This window comes from Roseateles asaccharophilus (assembly GCF_031458115.1).
Lineage (GTDB): Bacteria > Pseudomonadota > Gammaproteobacteria > Burkholderiales > Burkholderiaceae_C > Pelomonas > Pelomonas asaccharophilus_A.
Window position 1 is genome coordinate 162221 of the sequence record NZ_JAVDXV010000008.1, and the last position, 20003, is coordinate 182223.

Below are 20003 nucleotides of genomic sequence, written 5' to 3' on the forward strand. Positions count from 1 at the left end.
CTGAAAGGTACTTGTTCGGCGCCGGATATCTATATTCTTTCGGGCATGTCGACTATCAACGGAGTTGTATGACGGACCGACCAGCTTTCGACAAGATTGAGCTGTATCTCGTCAGGGTCTTTCACACCGTGATCACCGAACGCAGCGTCTCCCGCGCCGCCCTGCGGCTGCAGACCACTCAGCCGGCCGTCAGCGCCGCGCTGAAGCGTCTGCGCACGCTCGTCGGCGATCCGCTGCTGGTGCGTTCCGGCCCCGGCATGGCGCCCACCGACGTGGCGCTGGAGCTGCTGAAGCCCGCCACCGAGATGCTGCGCAACGCGCAGCAGATGTTCGGGTCGCGCGTCAAGGGGCTGGATTTCGACGCGGCGCGCAGCACGCTGATGTTCCGCATCGCCGCCAGCGACTACCTCGACCCGCTGTTCCTGCCCCAGCTGGTGGCCCGCATCAAGGCGTCGGCGCCCGGCGTCAGGATAGAGCTGCTGCCGCTGTCCGGCGAGTACGACTACCGCCGCAGCTTGGCCGGCGCCGAGGTGGACCTGGTCATCGGCAACTGGCTGTCGCCACCGGCCGAGCTGCACCTGGGCCGGCTGCTGACCGACGAAGTGGTGTGCCTCGTCGCCGAGGACCATCCCGCCGTGCAGCGCCCCCGCTGGTGGACGGCCGAGCGCTACCTGGAGAGCGAGCATGTCGCGCCGACGCCGCTGCACCCGGGCGCGCGCGGCGTCATCGACGAGCACCTGGAGGAACTGGGCCTCACGCGCAACATCGCCGTGCGCAGCGCGCACTTCGGGCTGGCACCGCTGATGGTCGCCCGCTCGCGGCTGGTGCTGACGACGGGCCGCCAGTTCTGCACCCGCTACACCAACCAGTACGGGCTGCGCATCGTGCGCTGCCCCGTCAGTTTTCCGTCGCTCAACTACTACCAGCTCTGGCACGAGTTGAGCCATCACTCCGCCGCCGGCCGCTGGCTGCGCGAGCAGGTGCGCGATGTCGCGCGCTCCTTGTCCACCCCTCACTGAACCCGATGACTTTTCCTGAACGCTATGCCCTGCGCGGCGACCTGCTCGACTTCACGGCCGATCCCGGCTTTGCCGCCCCGACCGGCGCGCAGGGCGTGCGCTATCGCCCCGACCACTGGCTGTTGGTGGAGGGCGGCCGCATCGCCGGCGTTCAGGCGGACGCGCCCGATGCCAGCTGGGCGCAGGTGGATCACCGCGGCAGCCTGGTCATGCCCGGCTTCATCGACACCCATGTGCACAGCCCGCAGCTGGACGTCATCGCGTCGTACGGCACCGAGCTGCTGGAATGGCTGAACACCTACACCTTCCCCGCCGAGCGCCGCTATGCCGACCCTGAGGTCGCCGCTGCCGGCGCCGAGCGCTTCCTCGATTCGCTGCTGGCGCACGGCACGACGTCGGCCGTCGTCTTCCCGACCGTGCACAAGGTGTCGGCCGAGGCGCTGTTCGCGGGCGCCGAGCAGCGCGGCATGCGCCTCATCGCCGGCAAGATCCTGATGGACCGCCACGCGCCGGACGGCCTGCGCGACGACGTTGAGCAAGCAGAACGCGACTGCGTGGACCTGGTGCAGCGCTGGCATTGCCGCGGCCGGCTGGCCTATGCGCTGACGGTGCGCTTTGCGCCCACCAGCACATCCGAGCAGATGCACATGGCCGCCGCGCTGATGAAGGCCTACCCGGGCACCTACATGCAGACCCACGTGGCCGAGAGCCGCGACGAGGTGCGCTGGGTGGCCGAGCTGTTCCCGCAGTCGCGCAGCTACCTCGATGTCTATCACCGCCATGGCCTGCTCAACGAGCGCGCCGTGCTGGCCCACGGCATCTGGCTGGACGACACCGACCGCGTGCTGCTGCGCGAGACCGGCGCGCAGATCGCGCACAGCCCCAGTTCCAACCTGTTCCTCGGCAGCGGTCTGTTCGACTGGCTGGGTGCCGAAGGGCAGGGCGCGCACGTGACGCTGGCGACCGATGTCGGCGGCGGCACCAGTCTTTCCATGATCCGCACGCTGGCCGACGCCTACAAGGTCCAGGCCATGCGCGGCGTCAAGCTCACGGCCTACAAGGCCTTGTACGGGGCCACCCGGGGTGCAGCGCAAGCGCTGCACCTTGCCGACGAGATCGGCAGTTTCGACACCGGCTGCCATGCCGACGTCGCAGTCTGGGACTGGACGAGCACGCCGCTGATGCAGCACCGCATCGGTCTGGCTCAAGACTTGCACGAGAAGCTGTTTGCCTGGATGACCCTGGGCGACGAGCGCTTGCTGCAGGCGGCCTATGTGGCCGGCACACCGAGATTCCGCCGGGCGTAACAAACCGGTGCCATTGCCCCGGGAGCAACGCGCTGCAGACGCGGCCCCGGGCGCACCCCATGACGAGCGAGGCAGGAGACAAAATGCAGAGCCCGAACCCCACAGTTGGCGATATGAGTACACCGACGCCGACAACTTCCCCACCCTGGCTGGAGCGCATGTTCAAGCTTCAGGCCCATGGGACCACCGTGCGCACCGAGCTGATGGCCGGCCTGACCACGTTCCTGACGATGGCCTACATCATCTTCGTCAACCCGACGATCCTGGGTGATGCGGGCATGCCCAAGGGGGCGGTCTTCGTGGCCACCTGCCTGATCGCGGCGCTGGGCACGCTGATCATGGGCCTGTACGCCAACTACCCCGTTGCGACGGCGCCCGGCATGGGGCTGAACGCCTACTTCGCCTACGTCGTCGTGCTGGGCATGGGCGTCACCTGGCAGGTGGCGCTGGGCGCCGTGTTCATCTCCGGCTGCCTCTTCCTCGCCGTGTCCGTGTTCCGGCTGCGCGAGGTCATCATCCGCGGCGTGCCGCACGCGTTGCGCGTGGGCATCACGGCGGGCATAGGCATGTTCCTGGCCATCATTGCGCTGAAGAGCTCGGGCGTCATCGCGGCGTCCCCCGCGACGCTGGTGACGCTGGGCGACCTGCACAAGCCGCCCGCGGTGCTGGCCATCCTGGGCTTCTTCACCATCGTCGTGCTGGACTGCCTGAAGGTGCGCGGCGCCATCCTGATCGGCATCCTGGGCGTGACGGTGCTGTCGTTCTTCTTCGCCGGCAACAAGTTCGTCGGCGTGTTCGACATGCCGCCGTCTATCGCGCCGACCTTCATGCAACTGGACATCCAGGGCGCTTTGGGCGTGGGCCTGCTGAACATCGTGCTGGTGTTCTTCCTCGTCGAGCTGTTCGATGCGACCGGCACGCTGATGGCCGTCGCCAAGCGCGCCGGGCTGCTGGTGGACGGCAAGATGGATCGCATGAACAAGGCCTTGCTGGCGGACAGCGGCGCCATCTTCGCTGGCTCGCTGCTGGGCACGTCGAGCACCACGGCCTACATCGAGAGCGCATCCGGCGTGCAGGCCGGTGGTCGCACCGGTCTGACGGCCGTGGCCGTGTCGGTGCTGTTCCTGGCCTGCATGTTCATCGCGCCGCTGGCCGGCGTCGTCCCGGCTTATGCCACCGCGCCAGCGCTGCTGTACGTGGCCTGCCTGATGCTGCGTGAGCTGGTCGAGCTGAACTGGGATGAGACCACCGAGGTGGTGCCGGCCGCGGTCACCGCGCTGGCCATGCCGCTGACCTATTCCATCGCCAACGGCCTGGCTTTCGGCTTCATCAGCTACGCGGTGCTGAAGCTGTTCACCGGCAAGTATCGTGAGGCGCACCCGATGGTCTGGATCATTGCCGGCATCTTCCTGTTCAAGTTCGCCTACGTGAGCCACTGAACTGGCCCCGTCGGTCCGTGCCGGTTACGACAGCCGGAAGCGCCCGACGGCTGCCTTCAGTTCGTGCGCCTGGGTGCGCAGCGACTCTGCGGCCGCGGTGGTCTGTTCAGACAGCGCCGCGTTCTGCTGGGTCATGCGATCCAGCTCGGTCACGGTCTGGTTGATCTGGGCAATGCCGGCCTGCTGTTCCGAGGCGGCGAGCGAGATGCCGTTGATCACCTCGGTCACGTGCTGCACGCTCTGAACGATCTCGCTCATCGTGCTGCCGGCCTGCCGCACCAGACTGGAACCACTCTCCACGCGCTCCGTGGAGCCGATGATCAAGGACTTGATCTCCTTGGCGGCGGTCGGGGAGCGTTGCGCCAAGCTGCGCACTTCCCCGGCAACGACCGCGAAGCCGCGCCCTTGATCGCCGGCGCGCGCTGCCTCGACGGCGGCGTTCAGCGCAAGGATGTTGGTCTGGAAGGCGATGCCGTCGATGACGCCGATGATGTCCGCGATACGCTTGGAGCCCGCGTCGATGTCGGCCATCGTCGACACGACGTCCGCCACCACGTCGCCGCCGCGGCGCGCAACGCCCGCCGCCGACCCGGCCAGCTGATTGGCACTCGCCGCAGACTCCGCACTTTGGCGCATGGTGCTGCTCAGCTCCTCGACCGAGCTGGCCGCCTGCTGCAGATTGGACGCCGCCACCTCGGTGCGCTGAGACAGCTCCACATTGCCGCTGGCGATCTCCGAACACGCGTGATCGATGCTGTTGGACGTGCGGCGCACCTGCGCCAGCATGTCTCGGAGCTGCAACTGCATCCTGGCCACGCCGCGCAGCAGCGTGCCCAGTTCGTCTGACCTGTCCGATTCCACGAGCTGCGACAGGTCGCCCTCGGCGATGCGTTGGGTGGCCAGCACGGCCTGCGCCACCGGCGCGGTGATGGAGCGGGTGATGGCGATCGCAATCGCGATGCCGACGATCAGCGAGACGATGGTCAGGACGGGCAACAGCACAAAGGCCTGACGGCTGGCCTGCTGCAGCATCGCGCTGTCGGCGATCTGCAGCTTCACCATGGCGTCGACCAAGCCCTTGACGGCCTCTTCCTGCTGAGCCACCGGCTGCTGTGCCGCCGCGACGGCCGCTTGCAGCGCCGACTTTTCCGATCCGGCGCTGACCAGGCCCTGCAGCTTGCCCGCCAGCTCGCCGCCTTGCGGATCTGCTGCGGATTCCTTGGCCGCGGCGATCTGCAGGGCCGAGAGCCATTGGTTGGCCATGCTCAGCCGATAGGCGCGCTCATCGAGCGAGGTGTTGTACGTGTGGATGACAGACAGCCGCTGCGCGCAGACGGCGGCCATGATCACCATCAACGACAGCACGACGCCAAAGCCGAGCAGCAGTCGAAACCGAAGACCTCGCTGGCGAGATGCTGTGAGAGACGTCATGCATGGATCTCCTGGAGGTGATCATTCAGTTTGCGAGGCTGGGTGGGAAACAGCAAAAGCTGACTGTGAGGCCCGCGCCACGGACCAAACGAATCGAGGTTGTTACTGCCTCAGGGCGTGAAGAAGTCCACCCGGTCGGTGATGACGCCATCGACGCCATCGGCGATCAGTCGCTGGGCCACGTCGGCATCGTTGACCGTGTAGACCAGCGCACGCCATCCCTTGCCGTGCAGTCGCTGGATCAGCGCCGCATCCATCAGCCGCCAGTTCGTGATGACGGCGACAACGTCCAGCGCCTCGGCCACTTCCGGCCAGCCATCCCACAGCTTGTCAAGCAGCAGTGCGCGGGGCAGCTGCGGCTCCGCAGCCTTGGCGCCTTCCAGCGCCTCGGGCTTGAAGCTGCTCAGCAGCGGAGGAAGTGCCCCCTGCCAAAGCTGCTGTGCTTCACGGGCGGCCACCTCTCCGGTCAACCGCTCAAACCCAGGGCAGGGCTTGATTTCGATGTTCAGCGCACAGCCATTGGCCCGGCAGAACGCGGCGATCTGGTCCAGCCGTGGCAGCGGCTCGGCGGCGTAGGGCGGGCTGTGCCAGCCGCCGGCGTCCAGCCGGGCCAACTCGGCCCAGTCGGCTTCGGCCGGCGAGCCCTGGCCGCTGGTCGTGCGGTCCAGGGTGTCGTCGTGCAGCAAAAAGGCTTCGCCGTCCTTGCTGAGCTTTACATCGCATTCGAAGGCTCGATAGCCAAAACCGGCGCCGACACGGAAGGCCGCCAGCGTGTTCTCCGGGGCCAGCTTGCCGGCGCCGCGATGGGCGAGCCACAGGGGATAGGGCCAGGGCTTCATGCCCGGGATTCTGCTGGGAAACACCCCCGCTGCGATAATCCCGACCCTCTATGAACGCTCCGCATCCCCTGATGCCGGTCGCTGCTGACGCGGCCGACACCCATGCCGACGCACCGCGTCTGCGCGAGATCCCCTACAACTACACGTCGTTCTCCGACCGCGAGATCGTCATCCGCCTGCTCGGCTCCCGGGCCTGGGAGCTGCTGGACAAGCTGCGCGGTGAACGACGTACGGGTCGATCCGCGCGCATGCTGTACGAAGTGCTGGGCGACATCTGGGTGGTGCAGCGCAACCCCTACCTGCAGGACGACCTGCTGGACAACCCCAAGCGCCGCGTCATGCTCATCGAGGCGCTGCACCACCGCCTCGCCGAGGTGGAGAAGCGCCGCGATGCAGCGGCCGACCCGCAGCGGGACGGCTTCGTGGGCGAGCTGCTGGTGGCCGCCCGCGAGGCGGTGGCGCAGTTCGCGGTGATGTTTGAGCAGGTGGCCGAACTGCGCAAACGCGCGGCCAAGCGGCTGGGCAAGGTCACGGCCAAGGACAACATCAAGTTCGACGGGCTGTCCCGGGTGTCGCACGTGACGGACGCGACCGACTGGCGCGTGGAGTACCCGTTCGTCGTGCTGACGCCGGACACCGAGGCCGAGATGGCCGGCCTGGTGGGCGCCTGCTTCGAGCTGGGGCTCACCGTCATTCCGCGCGGCGGCGGCACGGGCTACACGGGCGGCGCCATTCCTCTGGTGTGGAACAGCGCGGTCATCAACACCGAGAAGCTGGAAGCCCTGCGCGGCGTCGAGATGCTGAAGCTGCCGGGCCTGGACCGCGAGGTGCCCACCATCTTCAGCGAGGCCGGTGTCGTCACGCAGCGCGTGGCGGACATGGCCGAGGCCAACGGCTTTGTATTCGCGGTCGACCCGACGTCTGCCGAGGCCAGCTGCATCGGCGGCAACGTGGCCATGAACGCGGGCGGCAAGAAGGCCGTGCTGTGGGGCACGGCGCTGGACAACCTCGCCTCTTGGCGCATGGTGACGCCCGAGGCCAAGTGGCTGGAGGTCGTGCGCCTGAACCACAACCTCGGCAAGATCCACGATGTGGAAGTTGCGAGCTTCGAGCTGCGCTACTTCGACGCCGGCGGCCGCGTCCTCGAGCGCACCGAGCGCCTGGACATCCCGGGCCGCGTGTTCCGCAAGGAAGGGCTGGGCAAGGACGTCACGGACAAGTTCCTGGCCGGCCTGCCGGGCATCCAGAAGGAAGGCTGCGACGGCCTCATCACCAGCGCGCGCTGGATCGTGCACCGCATGCCGGCGCACACGCGCACGGTGTGCCTGGAGTTCTTCGGCAACCCCCGGGACTGCGTGCCCAGCATCGTCGACATCAAGGACTACATGTTCAGCATCGCCAGCACGGGCGTTCTGCTGGCGGGTCTGGAGCATCTCGACGACCGCTACCTGAAGGCGGTGGGCTACGCGACCAAGAGCAAGCGCGGCGGCCTGCCAAAGATGGTGTTGATCGGCGACATCGTCGGCGATGACGCTGACGCGGTTGCCCGCGCCACGTCCGAGGTCGTGCGCCTGGCCAACGGCCGCTCGGGCGAGGGTTTCGTGGCCGTCAGCGCCGACGCGCGCAAGAAGTTCTGGCTGGACCGCAAGCGCACCGCGGCCATCAGCAAGCACACGAACGCGTTCAAGGTGAACGAGGACGTGGTGATCCCGCTGGACCGCATGGGCGAGTACACGCTGGGCATCGAGCGCATCAACATCGAACTCAGCCTGCGCAACAAGCTGGAGCTGGTGGATGCGCTGACGGCGCTGTTCACTGCCGGCAAGCTGCCGCTGGGCAAGAGCGACGACGCCGGCGAGATCCCCAGCGCCGAGCTGCTGGAAGACCGCGTGCAGCAGGCGCTGGCCTTGCTGCGCGACGTGCGCGCGCTGTGGCAGCAGTGGCTGGACGGCATCGACAGCCAGGGCTTCTTCGAGCAGTTGCAGACGCACGAGCAGCGCGCGTCCTGGAAGAGCCAGATCCTGAAGCCGCTGCAAGCCATCTTCAGCGGCGCGGCGTTCGAGCCGCTTGTCCAAGAGTGCAAGCGCATCCACAAGGACGTGCTGCGCGGCCGCGTGTGGGTGGCGTTGCACATGCATGCCGGCGACGGCAACGTGCACACCAACATCCCCGTCAACAGCGACAACTACCAGATGCTGCAGACGGCCCACGAGGCCGTGGCGCGCATCATGAAGCTGGCGCGCTCGCTGAACGGCGTGATCTCGGGCGAACATGGCATCGGCATCACCAAGGTCGAGTTCCTGACCGACGACGAGCTGGCCGCCTTCACCGACTACAAGCAGCGCATCGATCCGGAAGGCCGCTTCAACAAGGGCAAGCTGCTGAAGAACGCGGACCTGCGCAATGCCTACACGCCGTCCTTCGGCCTGATGGGGCACGAGTCGCTGATCATGCAGCAGAGCGACATCGGCGCGATCAGCGAGTCCATCAAGGACTGCCTGCGCTGTGGCAAATGCAAGCCGGTCTGCGCCACGCATGTGCCGCGCGCCAACCTGCTGTACAGCCCGCGCAACAAGATCCTGGCCACGTCGCTGCTGGTCGAGGCCTTCCTGTACGAAGAGCAGACGCGCCGCGGCGTGTCCATCAAGCACTGGCAGGAGTTCGAGGACGTGGCCGACCACTGCACGGTCTGCCACAAGTGCGTGACGCCGTGCCCGGTCAAGATCGACTTCGGCGACGTGACCATGAACATGCGCAACCTGTTGCGCAAGATGGGCCAGAAGAGCTTCCGGCCCGGCAACGCCGCGGCGATGTTCATGCTGAACGCGACCAATCCCGAGACCATCAAGCTGGCGCGCACGGCGATGGTGGGCGTGGGCATGAAGGCGCAGCGTCTGGCGGTGGATCTGTTCAGGCCCGCGGGCCGCAAGCAGACGAGCGCGCCGCGCGCGACCGTCGGCGCCGCGCCCATCAAGGAACAGGTGATCCACTTCATCAACAAGAAGCTGCCCGGCGGCCTGCCCAAGAAGACGGCGCGTGCGCTCTTGGACATCGAGGACAAGGACTACGTGCCCATCATCCGGCCGCCGCAGAGCGCGGCCGAGACGGAAGCCGTGTTCTATTTCCCCGGCTGCGGCTCGGAGCGCCTGTTCAGCCAGGTGGGTCTGGCCACGCAGGCCATGCTCTGGCATGCCGGCGTGCAGACGGTGCTGCCGCCCGGCTATCTGTGCTGTGGCTACCCGCAGCGCGGCTCGGGCCAGTTCGACAAGGCCGAGAAGATGATCACCGACAACCGGGTGCTCTTCCACCGCGTCGCCAACACGCTGAACTACCTGGACATCAAGACCGTCGTCGTCAGCTGCGGCACCTGCTTCGACCAGCTGCAGGGCTACAAGTTCGAGGACATCTTCCCGGGCTGTCGCATCATCGACATCCACGAGTACCTGCTGGAGAAGGGCATTACGCTGGGCTCCAAGCAGAGTTACCTGTACCACGACCCCTGCCACACGCCGATGAAGCAGCAGGAGCCGATGAAGACGGTGAAGGCGCTGGTGGGCGACAACGTTGTGAAGAGCGAGCGCTGCTGCGGCGAAAGCGGCACGCTGGGCGTCACGCGCCCGGACATCTCGACGCAGGTGCGCTTCCGCAAGGAAGAGGAACTGCGCAAGACCGAGGCGCAGCTGCGCGAGTCGGGCAAGGTCGGCGCCAACGACAACCTGAAGATCCTGACCTCCTGCCCCAGCTGCCTGCAGGGCCTGAGCCGCTATGGCGACGACCTGAAGAACGGTCTGCTCGAAGCCGACTACATCGTCGTCGAGATGGCGCGCCAGATCCTGGGTGAGAACTGGATGCCGGAGTACGTGAAGAAGGCTAACGAAGGCGGCATCGAGCGGGTGCTGGTGTGAACCTGCGCGCTGCCTTCCGGTGGCAGCGCGGGCGCCAAGGTAGTGGCTACGACAAGATGCTGCTGCTCACCGCACGGTGGCCTCTGCCGTTCGACAGCTACCTGATCCGCTACCCCGAGGGCAGCGCCATCCCGCCGCACACCGACCCGGTGCAGGCCGGGCGGCACTACCGGCTCAACATCGTCGTGAAGGCCTCGCCGCGTGGTGGCGAGTTCGTCTGCGCCACGCCCATCTGGCAAAGCCGGCGCATCAAGTTCTTCCGCCCCGACGCCTGCGAGCACAGCGTGACGCGCGTCGAAGGTGGCAGCCGATACGTGCTGTCGGTCGGCTGGGTCCTGAAAGGCTGAACCCATGTCCTGTCCGCTCTGTACCACCGATGGCGGCCTCGTCATCGCCCGCACACCGAAGTTCCGCGTCGTCCGTGTCGTTGACGGTGAAGAAGCGTTGCAGTTCCCGGCGTTCTATCGACTCATCTGGAACGACCATGTCGCCGAGTTCAGCGACCTGTCCGTCACGGATAGACACGCGTGCATGGACGCTGTCACCGAGATCGAGCGCGCTCTAAGGTCTTTGCTGGCGCCCACCAAGGTCAACCTGGCCTCGCTGGGCAACGTAGTGCCGCATTTGCACTGGCATGTCATCGCGCGTTTCGACGGTGACAGCCACTTTCCCGCGCCCATCTGGGCCGCGGCCCGGCGCGAGGCCGCGCCGGTGCTGGCGCGGCCCCTGCAGGAAGTCGACGCCGCGATTGCTTACTCGCTGACCAGCGCGACGCGCACGCCGGACTGAGCGCTGGCCATGCGGCTGCTGTCGTGGAAGCGGCTGTCGTTGGGGTCGACGAAGTCGACGGCGAAGCGATAGATCTGCGCGCTGGCCACGGCCTGCGGGCCGCAATCCAGTTCCTGCACGGCATTGCGCACGGCGCGGGCGACCGGTGCCGACAGGCCACGCGCCTTCACGCCGGCGACCTGGCCGTTCTCCATCAGCAGTTGCACGCGCACGCTGCCCATTGCACGCTGCTTGGCCCAGGTGGTCTGCAGCGCTTCTTCCAGTTGCGGGCCGATGTTGCGGCATTGCTTGGTCACGTCGTAGCGCACCGGCGCCTCGACGACGCCTCGGCCACTGACTTCCACGCGATCCAGCGGGGCCGCCAGCGCGGGGCCGGCGGTCAGCGTCAGCGTGATGGCGCAGGCGAGCGCGGCAAAAAGGCTGTTCTGCGTAGAGGTGCGCTGCGACAGGGAATAACGGGTAGACATGGCGGACTCCTTGGTTCGTTCGACTGCAGGGACACGGAAATGTGTTGACCTGTGCTCAGACTAGGTCCGCGACCCGATGCGCCCAAGGTGGAGGTGATGAGTTGCCCGTTGCTTGCGACGGCATGCGGAAAAACGCGCATGAACTGCGCGAGTTGCGATTCGCGCGTTGGAGCGCGTGCATGTCATTCGTCACGGCGTCCGGCCATAGGTGCTTGCCCGCTAGGGTGACTTCCGTCACCGCTCGAAGTGACAAGTCTGCCTTCGTCAAATCGACACACTGCCGCGCTTCCGGATGGCGCCATGCCGACGGCGGTGTGGGAGTCAACCAAGCATCCGTCGGCAGCCTTGAACCAGGCGGCGCTGCTCGTGGTGATCCCGCGGGCCGGATCGGTGCGCCGTCCGCCACGGTGACTTTTGCGGAACTTCCAAGATGAGCTTTGTTTTTGCGAACCAGAGAACCCTGCTCGCGCTGGCCTGTGGCCTGCTGGCAGCCGGCGCTACCCAGGCCGGTGTGTCCAACCATGAAGTCGATCGCGGCATCGCGAGCATCGTGCAGCGCGCTGCACCGATCACGGACCGGCTGATCGTCGGCTACCGGGATGCGTCAGAAGAGGATGCGGCCGACCGCAGTGTGCTCAAGGCCCGCGGCGTGGCCGCCAGCACGATGAACAACCGTCTGTCCGTGCTGAACGCGAAGCTGGCGCAACGCGGCGTGCGCGCCGGGTTGATGCGCCAGATGGGCACCGGTGCCCACGTGTTCAAGCTGGACCGCAAGCTATCGCACGGCGAGCTGCAGGCGCTTGCGGCCGAACTGAAGGCAGCGGACCCGGATGTCGTCTATGCCGAGCCCGATCGCAAGATGTACCCGCTGCTCGTGCCCAATGACACGAACTACAACTCGCAGTGGGACCTGCATTCGACGACCGGCGGTATCCGCGCGCCCGCCGCTTGGGACCTGGCCACCGGCACCGGCATCACGGTCGCCGTCATCGACACCGGCATCCGCCCGCACGCGGACCTGTCGGGCCAGATCGTCGCCGGCTACGACATGATCAAGGACACCGCGGTGGCCAACGATGGCAACGCGCGTGACAACGACCCCAGCGACCCGGGCGACTGGACCGCGGCCAACGAATGCGCCGCCGGCGACCCGGCCTCCGGCTCCAGCTGGCACGGCACGCATGTGGCCGGCACGATCGCTGCCCGCACGAACAACGGCGCGGGCATCGCCGGCATCGCCTTCAACTCGAAGGTGCAGGCCGTGCGCGTGCTGGGCAAGTGCGGCGGCTACACGTCCGACATCGCCGACGGCATGATCTGGGCCTCGGGCGGCAGCGTCACCGGCCTGCCGGCGAACGCGACGCCGTCGCGCGTGCTGAACCTGTCGCTGGGCGGCGGCGGCACTTGCGACACGACGTCGCAGAACGCGATCAACAGCGCGCGTTCACGTGGTTCCGTGGTGGTCGTCGCGGCCGGCAACGAGAACCAGAACGCCAGCAACTCCAGCCCGGCGAACTGCTCGGGTGTGATCACCGTGGCGGCCACCGACCGCAACGGCGCGCGCGCCTACTACTCCAACTACGGCAACGTCGTCGCGATCGCGGCGCCGGGTGGTGACGTGCGCTCGTCCAGCAGCAACGGCATCCTCAGCACGCTGAATGCCGGCACGCAAGGCCCGGGTGCAGACAACTACGCCTGGTACCAGGGCACGTCCATGGCCGCGCCGCACGTGGCCGGTGTTGCCGCGCTGATGCTGAGCGCCAAGCCGTCGGCCACGCCGGACGAGATCAAGGCCGCCCTGCAGAGCAGCGCGCGCGCCTTCCCGGGCAGCTGCTCGGGTTGCGGCACGGGCATCGTGGATGCGGCGGCGGCCATCACCGCCATCACCAGCACGCAGCTGCCGACCGTGAACGAGGCCGAGTCCAACGGCACCATCGCGACGGCCAACACGGTCAGCGCACCCGCCAACGTGGCCGGCAGCGTCGGCAGCACCAGCGACACCGACTACTTCAAGGTGACGCTGCCCGCCGGCAAGACCTTGTCCGCCACGCTGACCGCGGCCAGCAACAGCAACGACTTCGACCTCTACGTGAAGAACAGCGCCGGCACGACGCTGGCGAAGAGCGAGAAGGCCGCGGGCCAGGTCGACAGCACCAGCTACGCCAACGGCGGCGGCAGCGCCGTCACGCTGTACGTGCAGGTGCTGCGCTACAGCGGTACTGGTGCGTACACGCTGAAGCTGCAGTGGTAATCAGCGCTTTGCAGCGCTGAAAGAACGAACGGGGCCTGATGGCCCCGTTCTTCATTGCTGTGGTCTTGGCGTCACCAGACCGTCAACGGATCCTTCGCCACCATCGCGCTGCCCGCCTTGCACGAGAACGCCTGACCGAAGTAGGGCGTGTTGCTCATCGGCGTGAGCACGCGGTATTTGGCCGGCGAGTGCGAGTCGGTGCGCAGCTGGTTGATGAGGAACTCCGTGCGCACCTTGGTGCGCCAGACCAGCGCGTTGCTGATGAAGAAGCGCTGCGCGGGCGTGTAGCCGTCGACCTTCTTGTCCGCCGTGCCGCTGCGCTTCAGCGCGCGCTGCAGGCCCTCGAACGCGATGGGCAGGCCGGAGATGTCCGAGATGTTCTCGCCCAGCGTCAGCCGGCCATTGATGTTGTAGCCCGGCAGCGGCGAGATCGCCGCGTAGCGCTCGGCCACCTTGTCGGCGCGGGCCTTGTACCCGGCCGCGTCTTCCGGCGTCCACCAGTCGGTCAGCGAACCGCCGGCGTCGAAGTTGCGGCCGCTGTCGTCGAAATGGTGCGTGATCTCGTGGCCGATGACCATGCCGATGCCGCCGTAGTTTGTGGCGTCGTCGGCTGATGCGGAGAAGAACGGCGGCTGCAGGATGCCGGCCGGGAAGGTGATCTGGTTCAGCCCGCCCGCGAACGCGTTGACGATGTGCGGGCTGGTGCGCCAGCGGTCGCGCTCGACCGGCGCGTCCAGGTCCTTCATCTGCTGGCCGCTGTGCCACAGCGCCACCTTCAGCCAGTTGCCGGCGTAGTCATTCGCGCTCAGCTGCAGGCCCTCGAACTGCGGCCACTTGGCGGGCGCGCCGATCATGGGCTGCATGCGGGCCAGCTTGTCCTGGGCCTTGGCCTTGGTGGAGGCCGTCATCCAGTCCAGCTTCTCGATGCGCTCCTTCATCGCGGCGCGCACGTCTTCCACCAGCTGCAGCGAGCGCTTCTGCGCCTCGGGCGAGAACGCGCGTGCGACGAACAGCTCCCCCAGCGCGAGCGCGACCGGCTCGGTGCCGTACTGGCCGCCGATCTGGCGGATGACGTCCTCGTTGCGCGGCGCCGGTGCCTGCAGGCCGGTGATGGCCTTGCCGCGGTACTCGAACGATGCGTTGGCGAAGGTCTTGGGCAGGCGCGGCGCGGTGGCGTCCAGCGCGCGCAGCGCGAGGTAGCTGCGCCAGACGTCCAGCGGTGTCTCGGCCGCGAGCTGGGCCACACGCGTGGCGAACTCGGGCTGGCCCACCAGCAGGCGCTGCGGCTGCTTGGCGCCGGCCGTCAGCACGGCCAGGTAGCCAGTCCAGTCCAGACCCGGAGCCGCCGTGGCCAACTCGGCCGGGGTCATCGGGTTGTAGTTGCCGTTGGGGTCGCGCATCCGGGCTCGTTCGCGCGAGACCTCCGCCAGGCGGGTTTCGAAGGCGTAGACGGCATCCAACTCTGCATCGCCGGCCGGCAGCCCAGCCCCGCTCAGCAGGGTGCGGGCATAGCCGCGATACGCCGTCTTCAGGCCACGCGTGCGTTCGTCATCGCGGAAGTAGTCGTCGCGGTCGGGCAGGCCCAGACCGGATTGGGTCAGCGCCAGCACATTGCGGCGCGTGTCCTTGCGGTCAGGCTGCACGGAATAGCCAATAGGCGCGGCCACGCCGCTGCGGTTCAGCAGCGCGATCAGCGTGGGCAGATCCTCGCGCCGCTGCAGCCCGGCGATGCGGTTCAGCAGCGGCGTCACCGACGACAGGCCACGCGCCTCGATGGCGGCCTCGTCCATGCCGCTGGCGTAGTAGGCCGCGATGAGCTTGAGGCCAGGCGTGGTCTGCAGCGCTGGCTTGTCGGCCAGCTCCTTCAGCGCGTGGTTCAGCAGCTCGTCGTTGGCCTGGCGCAGCTGCTCGAAGCTGCCGATGCGGGCGCGGCTGGGCGGCAGCTCGGTGGCGGCCTCCCAGTTGGCGTTGACGAAGGCGTAGAAGTCGTCGCAGGGCTGGACGTCCTTGGACAGGCCTTTGATGTCCAGTGCCAGGCTGGCGGTCGCAGCCAGGCCAGCCAGGCCAGCCAGGGTGGCAGCGGCCAGGCGGTGCAGGGGGAAGCGGTTCATGGCGAGGGGTGGAGCCAGTGAAAACAGCGATTAGAGGCCCGCTTCATCAATCGGACGGAAGACACCGGGCATGATTGCGGGTTTTCGCTAGTTTTCCGGTCATGCCCTTTTTCTATCGCCTGCCGCTGATCCTTGCCGGCCTGGTCTTGTCCTCCGCCGCCACGGCCCAGGCCGTGCAAGGGCAGGGCGCCACCTTCCCCTCCAAGGTCTATGACACCTGGGCCCGGGCCTTTGCGAAGGCCGGCGGCGGGGCGGTGGCGTACAAGGGCACGGGGTCCGGCGACGGCATCAAGCAGATCCAGGCGCGCGGTGTGGACTTCGGCGGTACGGACACGCCGCTGCCGGCTGCCGAACTGGCACGACACAAGCTGGTGCAGATCCCGATGTTGGTGGGCGGCGTGGTGCCGGTCATCAACCTGCCAGGCTCGACCGCACCGCTGCAACTGGACGGCGAGCTACTGGCCGACATCTTTCTGGGCCGCGTGAAAGTCTGGAACGACGCCCGCATCGCCGCGCTGAACCCCGGCGTCGCGCTACCGGTGCTGCCGGTGCGGCGCGTCGTGCGGGCCGAGAAGTCGGGCACCACCGAGGGCTTCACCCGCTACCTGGCCGGCGCGTCGACGCGCTTCAAGGCCGAGGTGGGGGCCGGCTCCGCGCCGGCCTGGCCGACCGAGCCGCTGAAGGCCGAAGGCAATGACGGCATGGTGCAGACGCTGCGCGCCACGCCCGGCGCGATCGCGTACGTGTCCTTCGACCGCGTGCTGCGCGACAAGCTGGCCGCCGTGAAGTTGCGCAACGCGGCGGGCCGCTTTGTCGCGCCCAGCGAGGCGGGATTCCGCGCCGCCATCCTGGACAGCGACATGCACCGCTCGGGCGACGACCTGGCGACGTTGCTGGACCGTGCCGGCGCCGAGGCCTGGCCCATCACGCTGACCAGCTTCGTGCTCGTGGATGCCGAGCCGGCCACAGCCGCGAAGGCGCTGGGCGCACTGAAGTTCCTGTACTGGTGCTTCATGCATGGCGACGAGCTGACGCGGGGCTCGGGCTTCGCGCCACTGCCGGTCAGCGTGCAGTCGCGGCTGGCGGCGCGCTTCACACAGGTGCGGCCGAAGGACGGACAGCTTCCTGCCTACCAATCGTTCTGAGGGACACTTGAGGCATGGCGCAGCCCACTGAAATTACCGTCCACCAGCAGTCCCGCGTGCTGGAGATCGCCTTCGACGACGGCGCGCGCTTTCGCATTCCGTTCGAGCTGATGCGCGTCTACAGTCCCTCGGCCGAGGTCATGGGCCACGGCCCGGGCCAGGAGGTGCTGCAGACGGGCAAGCGCGACGTGCTGATCAACGCACTGGAGCCGGTGGGCCACTACGCCATCCGGCCCGACTTCTCTGACGGCCACGGCACGGGCTTGTTCAGCTGGGACTATCTATATAAGTTGGGCAGCCAGCAGGACAGCCTCTGGCACGACTACGAGGCCCGCCTCGTCGCCGCCGGCAAAGGTCGCGACGATCCCATGCCCGTCAAGGGCGGTGGCTGCCAATCGCACTGACCCATGACATTCATCACCCGCCACGGGCAGGCCGAGCGCCGGGCCGCTCCCAAGCCGGCCTGCGTCCCTTTGGGGGACCGGCCGATGTACCCGTCGGACGAGGGGCTCCAATGACACAAACGCATTTCGGTTTCCAGCAAGTTGACGAGAACGAGAAGGCCGGCAAGGTCCGCGGCGTCTTCGACTCGGTCGCGTCCAAGTACGACTTGATGAACGACCTGATGTCGGCCGGCCTGCACCGGGCCTGGAAGGCCTATACCGTGCAGGTGGCCAACCTGAAGCCGGGCGAGCGCGTGCTGGACATCGCGGGCGGCACCGGTGATTTGTCCCGCGCTTTCGCGCGCAAGGTGGGCGACTCCGGCTTGGTGGTCCACACCGACATCAACGAGGCCATGCTGCGCCAGGGCCGGGACCGGCTGCTGGACGAGGGCCTGGTGCTGCCCACCAGCCTGGCCGATGCCGAGAAGCTGCCGTTCAAGAGCGAGAGCTTCGACCTCGTCAGCGTGGCCTTCGGCCTGCGCAACATGACGCACAAGGATCAGGCGCTGGCCGAGATGTGTCGCGTACTGAAGCCGGGCGGCCGGCTGCTGGTGCTGGAGTTCTCCAGGATCGCCGAGCCGCTCAAGAAGCCTTACGACTGGTACTCCTTCAACATCCTGCCCAAGCTGGGTTCGTTGTTCGCCGGCGATGCCGAGAGCTACAAGTACCTTGCCGAATCCATCCGCATGCATCCCGACCAAGCGACGCTGAAGGCCATGATGAAGACGGCCGGCTTCGGCCACGTCGACGTGCACAACCTCAGTGCGGGCATCGTCGCGCTGCACGCTGGCATCAAGTGCTGATGCACCGGCGCGGGCCGGCCTGAGCGCCGCCGCGCGCCCCTTCATTCCGATTGCTGATTCCTTACCCCCCAAGAACGTGGGGGCAGGGGAACTTCTGTCTTGAAATAGCTCTAAATCGCTGTTCCTCGCGAACCCAGTATTGGGGTCGTGCGGTCAATAGAAGCGACATATCCCACCAGTACACTCGATCGTTCACCGCGGTTGGGCGCTGTTCCCTACACAACAAGGACCTCGAAAAGATGGCTAAGCGAATGATCAAACCCCGTGCCTCCGTGCTTGCAGCGGTGGCAGTCGCGGCTCTGCTGGCTGCCTGCGGCGGCGGTGACAAGGGAGAAAAAGCCTCGCAGACGGCGGCCAAGGTCAACAAGGAAGAGATCACTGTCCACCAGATCAACTTCGTCCTGCAGCGCCAGCCTAACCTCAAGCCCGAGCAGGCCGAGGTGGCGAGCCGCCAGGTGTTGGAGCGCTTGGTCGATCAGGAGCTCGCTGTCCAGAAGGCCGAGGAACAGAAGCTGGACCGCGACCCGCGCGTCGTGCAGCAGATCGAAGCAGCCAAGCGCGAAATCATTGCCCGCGCCTACATCGAGCGCGTCGGCGAGACGGCCGCCAAGCCCACCGCCGAAGAGATCGCCAAGTACTACGCCGAGAAGCCGGCCCTGTTCAAGGACCGCCGGATCTACAGCCTGCAGGAACTGCAGATCGAGGCCAGGCCCGAGCAACTTCCGATGCTGCGCGAGAAGCTGACGGCCGCCAAGACGCTGCCCGAGTTCATCGAGTACCTGAAGGCCAACGACATCCGCTTCGCCGGCAATCAGGCCGTGCGTGCCGCCGAGCAACTGCCGCTGTCCAACCTGGATGGCATCGCCCGACTGAAGGACGGCGAGTCCACCGTAACGATCACGCCTGCCGGCATGACCGTGCTGACGCTGGCCGGCTCGCGCTCGCAGCCGGTGGACGAGGCCCGCGCCCGTCCGGCCATCGAAGCCTTCCTGCTGAACCAGCGCAAGGCCGAACTGGTGCAGAAGGACATCAAGGCGCTGCGCGAAAGCTCCAAGATCGAATACGTCGGCAAGTTTGCCCAGCCTGCGCCTGGCGCCGCCAGCGCGCCCGCCGCCCAGACTATCGCGCCCGTGACGGAAGCCGCCACGCCCGCTCCGGCCGCCAGTGGCCTGGATCCTGCTTCCATCTCCAAGGGCATGGGTCTGAAATGATGAAGATGAGCTTCTCCCGACTGATTCTTGTTGTGGCCATGGGCCTGGGCGCCGTGGGCGCGCAGGCGCAAACCGCAGCCACCAAGCCCGCTCCGACGGCCACCGCGGAGTACCGGCTCGGAGCTGGCGACGTCATCCGCGTCCTCGTCTACCAGAACCCCGACCTGACGCTCGAGACCCGGGTGTCCGAGACCGGCGTCATCAGCTTCCCGCTGCTGGGCAACGTGCGCATCGGCGGCCTGGGCGTCAGTGCCGCCGAGAAGCTCATCGCCGACGGCCTGAAGAACGGCAACTTCGTGAAGTCGCCCCAGGTCACGCTCACGCTGCTGCAGATCAAAGGCAACCAGGCCAGCGTGCTGGGCCAGGTCAACCGGCCGGGCCGCTACCCTATCGAGACCGCCGACATGCGCCTGACCGACCTGCTGGCCAACGCCGGCGGCGTGGCCACGACCGGCGGCGACCAACTCGTTTTGACCGGCATGCGCGGTGGCAAGCCGATCCGCATGGAGATCGACCTGCCCAGCGTGTTCGGCCCCAGCGCCGAGCAAGGTCGCCCCAACGATGTGCTGATCCAGAACGGCGACGTGCTGTGGGTGGATCGCGCACCCATGGTCTACATCTACGGCGAAGTGCAGCGCCCGGGGCCGATGCGCCTGGAGCGCGGCATGACGCTGATGCAGGTGCTTGCGGCCGGTGGTGGTTTGAACCAGCGCGGTACCGAGCGTGGCATCCGTGTCCATCGCAAGTCGGCGGAGGGCAAGGTGCAGGTGATCCAGCCGGGAATGGACGACAGCGTGCGGGATGGCGATGTCGTCTATGTCAAGGAAAGCCTCTTTTGAGTTC

16 protein-coding genes are annotated in these 20003 nt (G+C 67.2%); 12 read left to right on the plus strand and 4 right to left on the minus strand.

All coding sequences use genetic code 11. From position 1 onward, the window contains the following. Positions 1 to 68 precede the first annotated feature (68 nt). From J2X21_RS19795 to J2X21_RS19805, 3 genes are all read left to right on the plus strand, one after another. Positions 69 to 1019 (plus strand): LysR family transcriptional regulator, encoded by a 951-nt coding sequence (locus tag J2X21_RS19795; protein WP_310331483.1) that lies wholly within the window; start codon positions 69 to 71, stop codon positions 1017 to 1019. A gap of 5 nt (positions 1020 to 1024) precedes the next feature. Then, positions 1025 to 2326, plus strand: coding sequence for a guanine deaminase (gene guaD / locus J2X21_RS19800; RefSeq protein ID WP_310331485.1), 1302 nt, complete (start codon positions 1025 to 1027; stop codon positions 2324 to 2326). Between the two features lie 113 nt (positions 2327 to 2439). Continuing rightward, positions 2440 to 3765: an NCS2 family permease gene (locus J2X21_RS19805; RefSeq protein ID WP_310331487.1), complete on the plus strand. Its 1326-nt coding sequence runs from the start codon at positions 2440 to 2442 to the stop codon at positions 3763 to 3765. Positions 3766 to 3789: 24 nt separating this feature from the next. On the opposite strand, the gene J2X21_RS19810 is transcribed toward J2X21_RS19805, so the two are convergent. Next, on the minus strand, positions 3790 to 5196 hold the full coding sequence (locus J2X21_RS19810) for a methyl-accepting chemotaxis protein (protein ID WP_310331489.1): 1407 nt from the start codon (positions 5194 to 5196) through the stop codon (positions 3790 to 3792). Positions 5197 to 5306: 110 nt separating this feature from the next. Next, entirely contained in the window at positions 5307 to 6035 is a 729-nt protein-coding gene (gene ugpQ, locus J2X21_RS19815; RefSeq protein ID WP_310331491.1) for a glycerophosphodiester phosphodiesterase, read from the minus strand. A gap of 50 nt (positions 6036 to 6085) precedes the next feature. Here ugpQ and J2X21_RS19820 point away from each other — a divergent pair, with 50 nt between their 5' ends. From J2X21_RS19820 to J2X21_RS19830, 3 genes are read left to right on the plus strand one after another with little or no spacing between them, the layout of a single operon-like run. Next, positions 6086 to 9940: a DUF3683 domain-containing protein gene (locus tag J2X21_RS19820; protein WP_404667393.1), complete on the plus strand. Its 3855-nt coding sequence runs from the start codon at positions 6086 to 6088 to the stop codon at positions 9938 to 9940. Continuing rightward, positions 9937 to 10287 (plus strand): 2OG-Fe(II) oxygenase, encoded by a 351-nt coding sequence (locus tag J2X21_RS19825; protein ID WP_310331494.1) that lies wholly within the window; start codon positions 9937 to 9939, stop codon positions 10285 to 10287. Before J2X21_RS19820 ends, J2X21_RS19825 begins: the two co-directional genes overlap by 4 nt. A 4-nt stretch (positions 10288 to 10291) precedes the next feature. Further along, entirely contained in the window at positions 10292 to 10729 is a 438-nt protein-coding gene (locus J2X21_RS19830; RefSeq protein WP_310331495.1) for an HIT family protein, read from the plus strand. On the opposite strand, the gene J2X21_RS19835 is transcribed toward J2X21_RS19830, so the two are convergent. After that, complete coding sequence (locus tag J2X21_RS19835) at positions 10693 to 11196, minus strand: hypothetical protein (RefSeq protein ID WP_310331496.1); 504 nt, start codon at positions 11194 to 11196, stop codon at positions 10693 to 10695. The two genes, J2X21_RS19830 and J2X21_RS19835, sit on opposite strands and share 37 nt — an antisense overlap. A gap of 430 nt (positions 11197 to 11626) precedes the next feature. Between J2X21_RS19835 and J2X21_RS19840 the strand changes: the two genes are divergently transcribed. Continuing rightward, on the plus strand, positions 11627 to 13447 hold the full coding sequence (locus J2X21_RS19840; RefSeq protein WP_310331498.1) for a S8 family peptidase: 1821 nt from the start codon (positions 11627 to 11629) through the stop codon (positions 13445 to 13447). 71 nt (positions 13448 to 13518) lie between these two features. On the opposite strand, the gene J2X21_RS19845 is transcribed toward J2X21_RS19840, so the two are convergent. Next, on the minus strand, positions 13519 to 15558 hold the full coding sequence (locus J2X21_RS19845) for a M13 family metallopeptidase (RefSeq protein WP_310331499.1): 2040 nt from the start codon (positions 15556 to 15558) through the stop codon (positions 13519 to 13521). Positions 15559 to 15659: 101 nt separating this feature from the next. Here J2X21_RS19845 and pstS point away from each other — a divergent pair, with 101 nt between their 5' ends. From pstS to epsE, 5 genes are all read left to right on the plus strand, one after another. Continuing rightward, positions 15660 to 16703, plus strand: a complete 1044-nt coding sequence (gene pstS, locus J2X21_RS19850; protein ID WP_310331501.1) for a phosphate ABC transporter substrate-binding protein PstS — start codon at positions 15660 to 15662, stop codon at positions 16701 to 16703. A 14-nt stretch (positions 16704 to 16717) separates the two neighbouring features. Next, positions 16718 to 17107 (plus strand): gamma-butyrobetaine hydroxylase family protein, encoded by a 390-nt coding sequence (locus J2X21_RS19855; RefSeq protein WP_310331502.1) that lies wholly within the window; start codon positions 16718 to 16720, stop codon positions 17105 to 17107. A gap of 110 nt (positions 17108 to 17217) precedes the next feature. Further along, complete coding sequence (gene ubiE / locus J2X21_RS19860) at positions 17218 to 17949, plus strand: bifunctional demethylmenaquinone methyltransferase/2-methoxy-6-polyprenyl-1,4-benzoquinol methylase UbiE (RefSeq protein ID WP_310331503.1); 732 nt, start codon at positions 17218 to 17220, stop codon at positions 17947 to 17949. A 251-nt stretch (positions 17950 to 18200) separates the two neighbouring features. Beyond that, positions 18201 to 19160, plus strand: coding sequence for an EpsD family peptidyl-prolyl cis-trans isomerase (locus tag J2X21_RS19865; RefSeq protein ID WP_310331504.1), 960 nt, complete (start codon positions 18201 to 18203; stop codon positions 19158 to 19160). 5 nt (positions 19161 to 19165) lie between these two features. Next, entirely contained in the window at positions 19166 to 19999 is an 834-nt protein-coding gene (gene epsE / locus J2X21_RS19870; protein ID WP_310331507.1) for a polysaccharide export protein EpsE, read from the plus strand. Positions 20000 to 20003 lie beyond the last annotated feature (4 nt).

Excerpts from the sequence above, each read along its gene's own strand:
- J2X21_RS19795 (WP_310331483.1), top strand. The coding sequence starts at position 69 with ATGACGGACCGACCAGCTTTCGACAAGATTGAGCTGTATCTCGTCAGG.
- guaD (WP_310331485.1), top strand. The coding sequence starts at position 1,025 with ATGACTTTTCCTGAACGCTATGCCCTGCGCGGCGACCTGCTCGACTTC.
- J2X21_RS19805 (WP_310331487.1), top strand. The coding sequence starts at position 2,440 with ATGAGTACACCGACGCCGACAACTTCCCCACCCTGGCTGGAGCGCATG.
- J2X21_RS19810 (WP_310331489.1), bottom strand. The coding sequence starts at position 5,196 with ATGACGTCTCTCACAGCATCTCGCCAGCGAGGTCTTCGGTTTCGACTG.
- ugpQ (WP_310331491.1), bottom strand. The coding sequence starts at position 6,035 with ATGAAGCCCTGGCCCTATCCCCTGTGGCTCGCCCATCGCGGCGCCGGC.
- J2X21_RS19820 (WP_404667393.1), top strand. The coding sequence starts at position 6,086 with ATGAACGCTCCGCATCCCCTGATGCCGGTCGCTGCTGACGCGGCCGAC.
- J2X21_RS19830 (WP_310331495.1), top strand. The coding sequence starts at position 10,292 with ATGTCCTGTCCGCTCTGTACCACCGATGGCGGCCTCGTCATCGCCCGC.
- J2X21_RS19835 (WP_310331496.1), bottom strand. The coding sequence starts at position 11,196 with ATGTCTACCCGTTATTCCCTGTCGCAGCGCACCTCTACGCAGAACAGC.
- J2X21_RS19840 (WP_310331498.1), top strand. The coding sequence starts at position 11,627 with ATGAGCTTTGTTTTTGCGAACCAGAGAACCCTGCTCGCGCTGGCCTGT.
- J2X21_RS19845 (WP_310331499.1), bottom strand. The coding sequence starts at position 15,558 with ATGAACCGCTTCCCCCTGCACCGCCTGGCCGCTGCCACCCTGGCTGGC.
- pstS (WP_310331501.1), top strand. The coding sequence starts at position 15,660 with ATGCCCTTTTTCTATCGCCTGCCGCTGATCCTTGCCGGCCTGGTCTTG.
- J2X21_RS19855 (WP_310331502.1), top strand. The coding sequence starts at position 16,718 with ATGGCGCAGCCCACTGAAATTACCGTCCACCAGCAGTCCCGCGTGCTG.
- ubiE (WP_310331503.1), top strand. The coding sequence starts at position 17,218 with ATGACACAAACGCATTTCGGTTTCCAGCAAGTTGACGAGAACGAGAAG.
- J2X21_RS19865 (WP_310331504.1), top strand. The coding sequence starts at position 18,201 with ATGATCAAACCCCGTGCCTCCGTGCTTGCAGCGGTGGCAGTCGCGGCT.
- epsE (WP_310331507.1), top strand. The coding sequence starts at position 19,166 with ATGAGCTTCTCCCGACTGATTCTTGTTGTGGCCATGGGCCTGGGCGCC.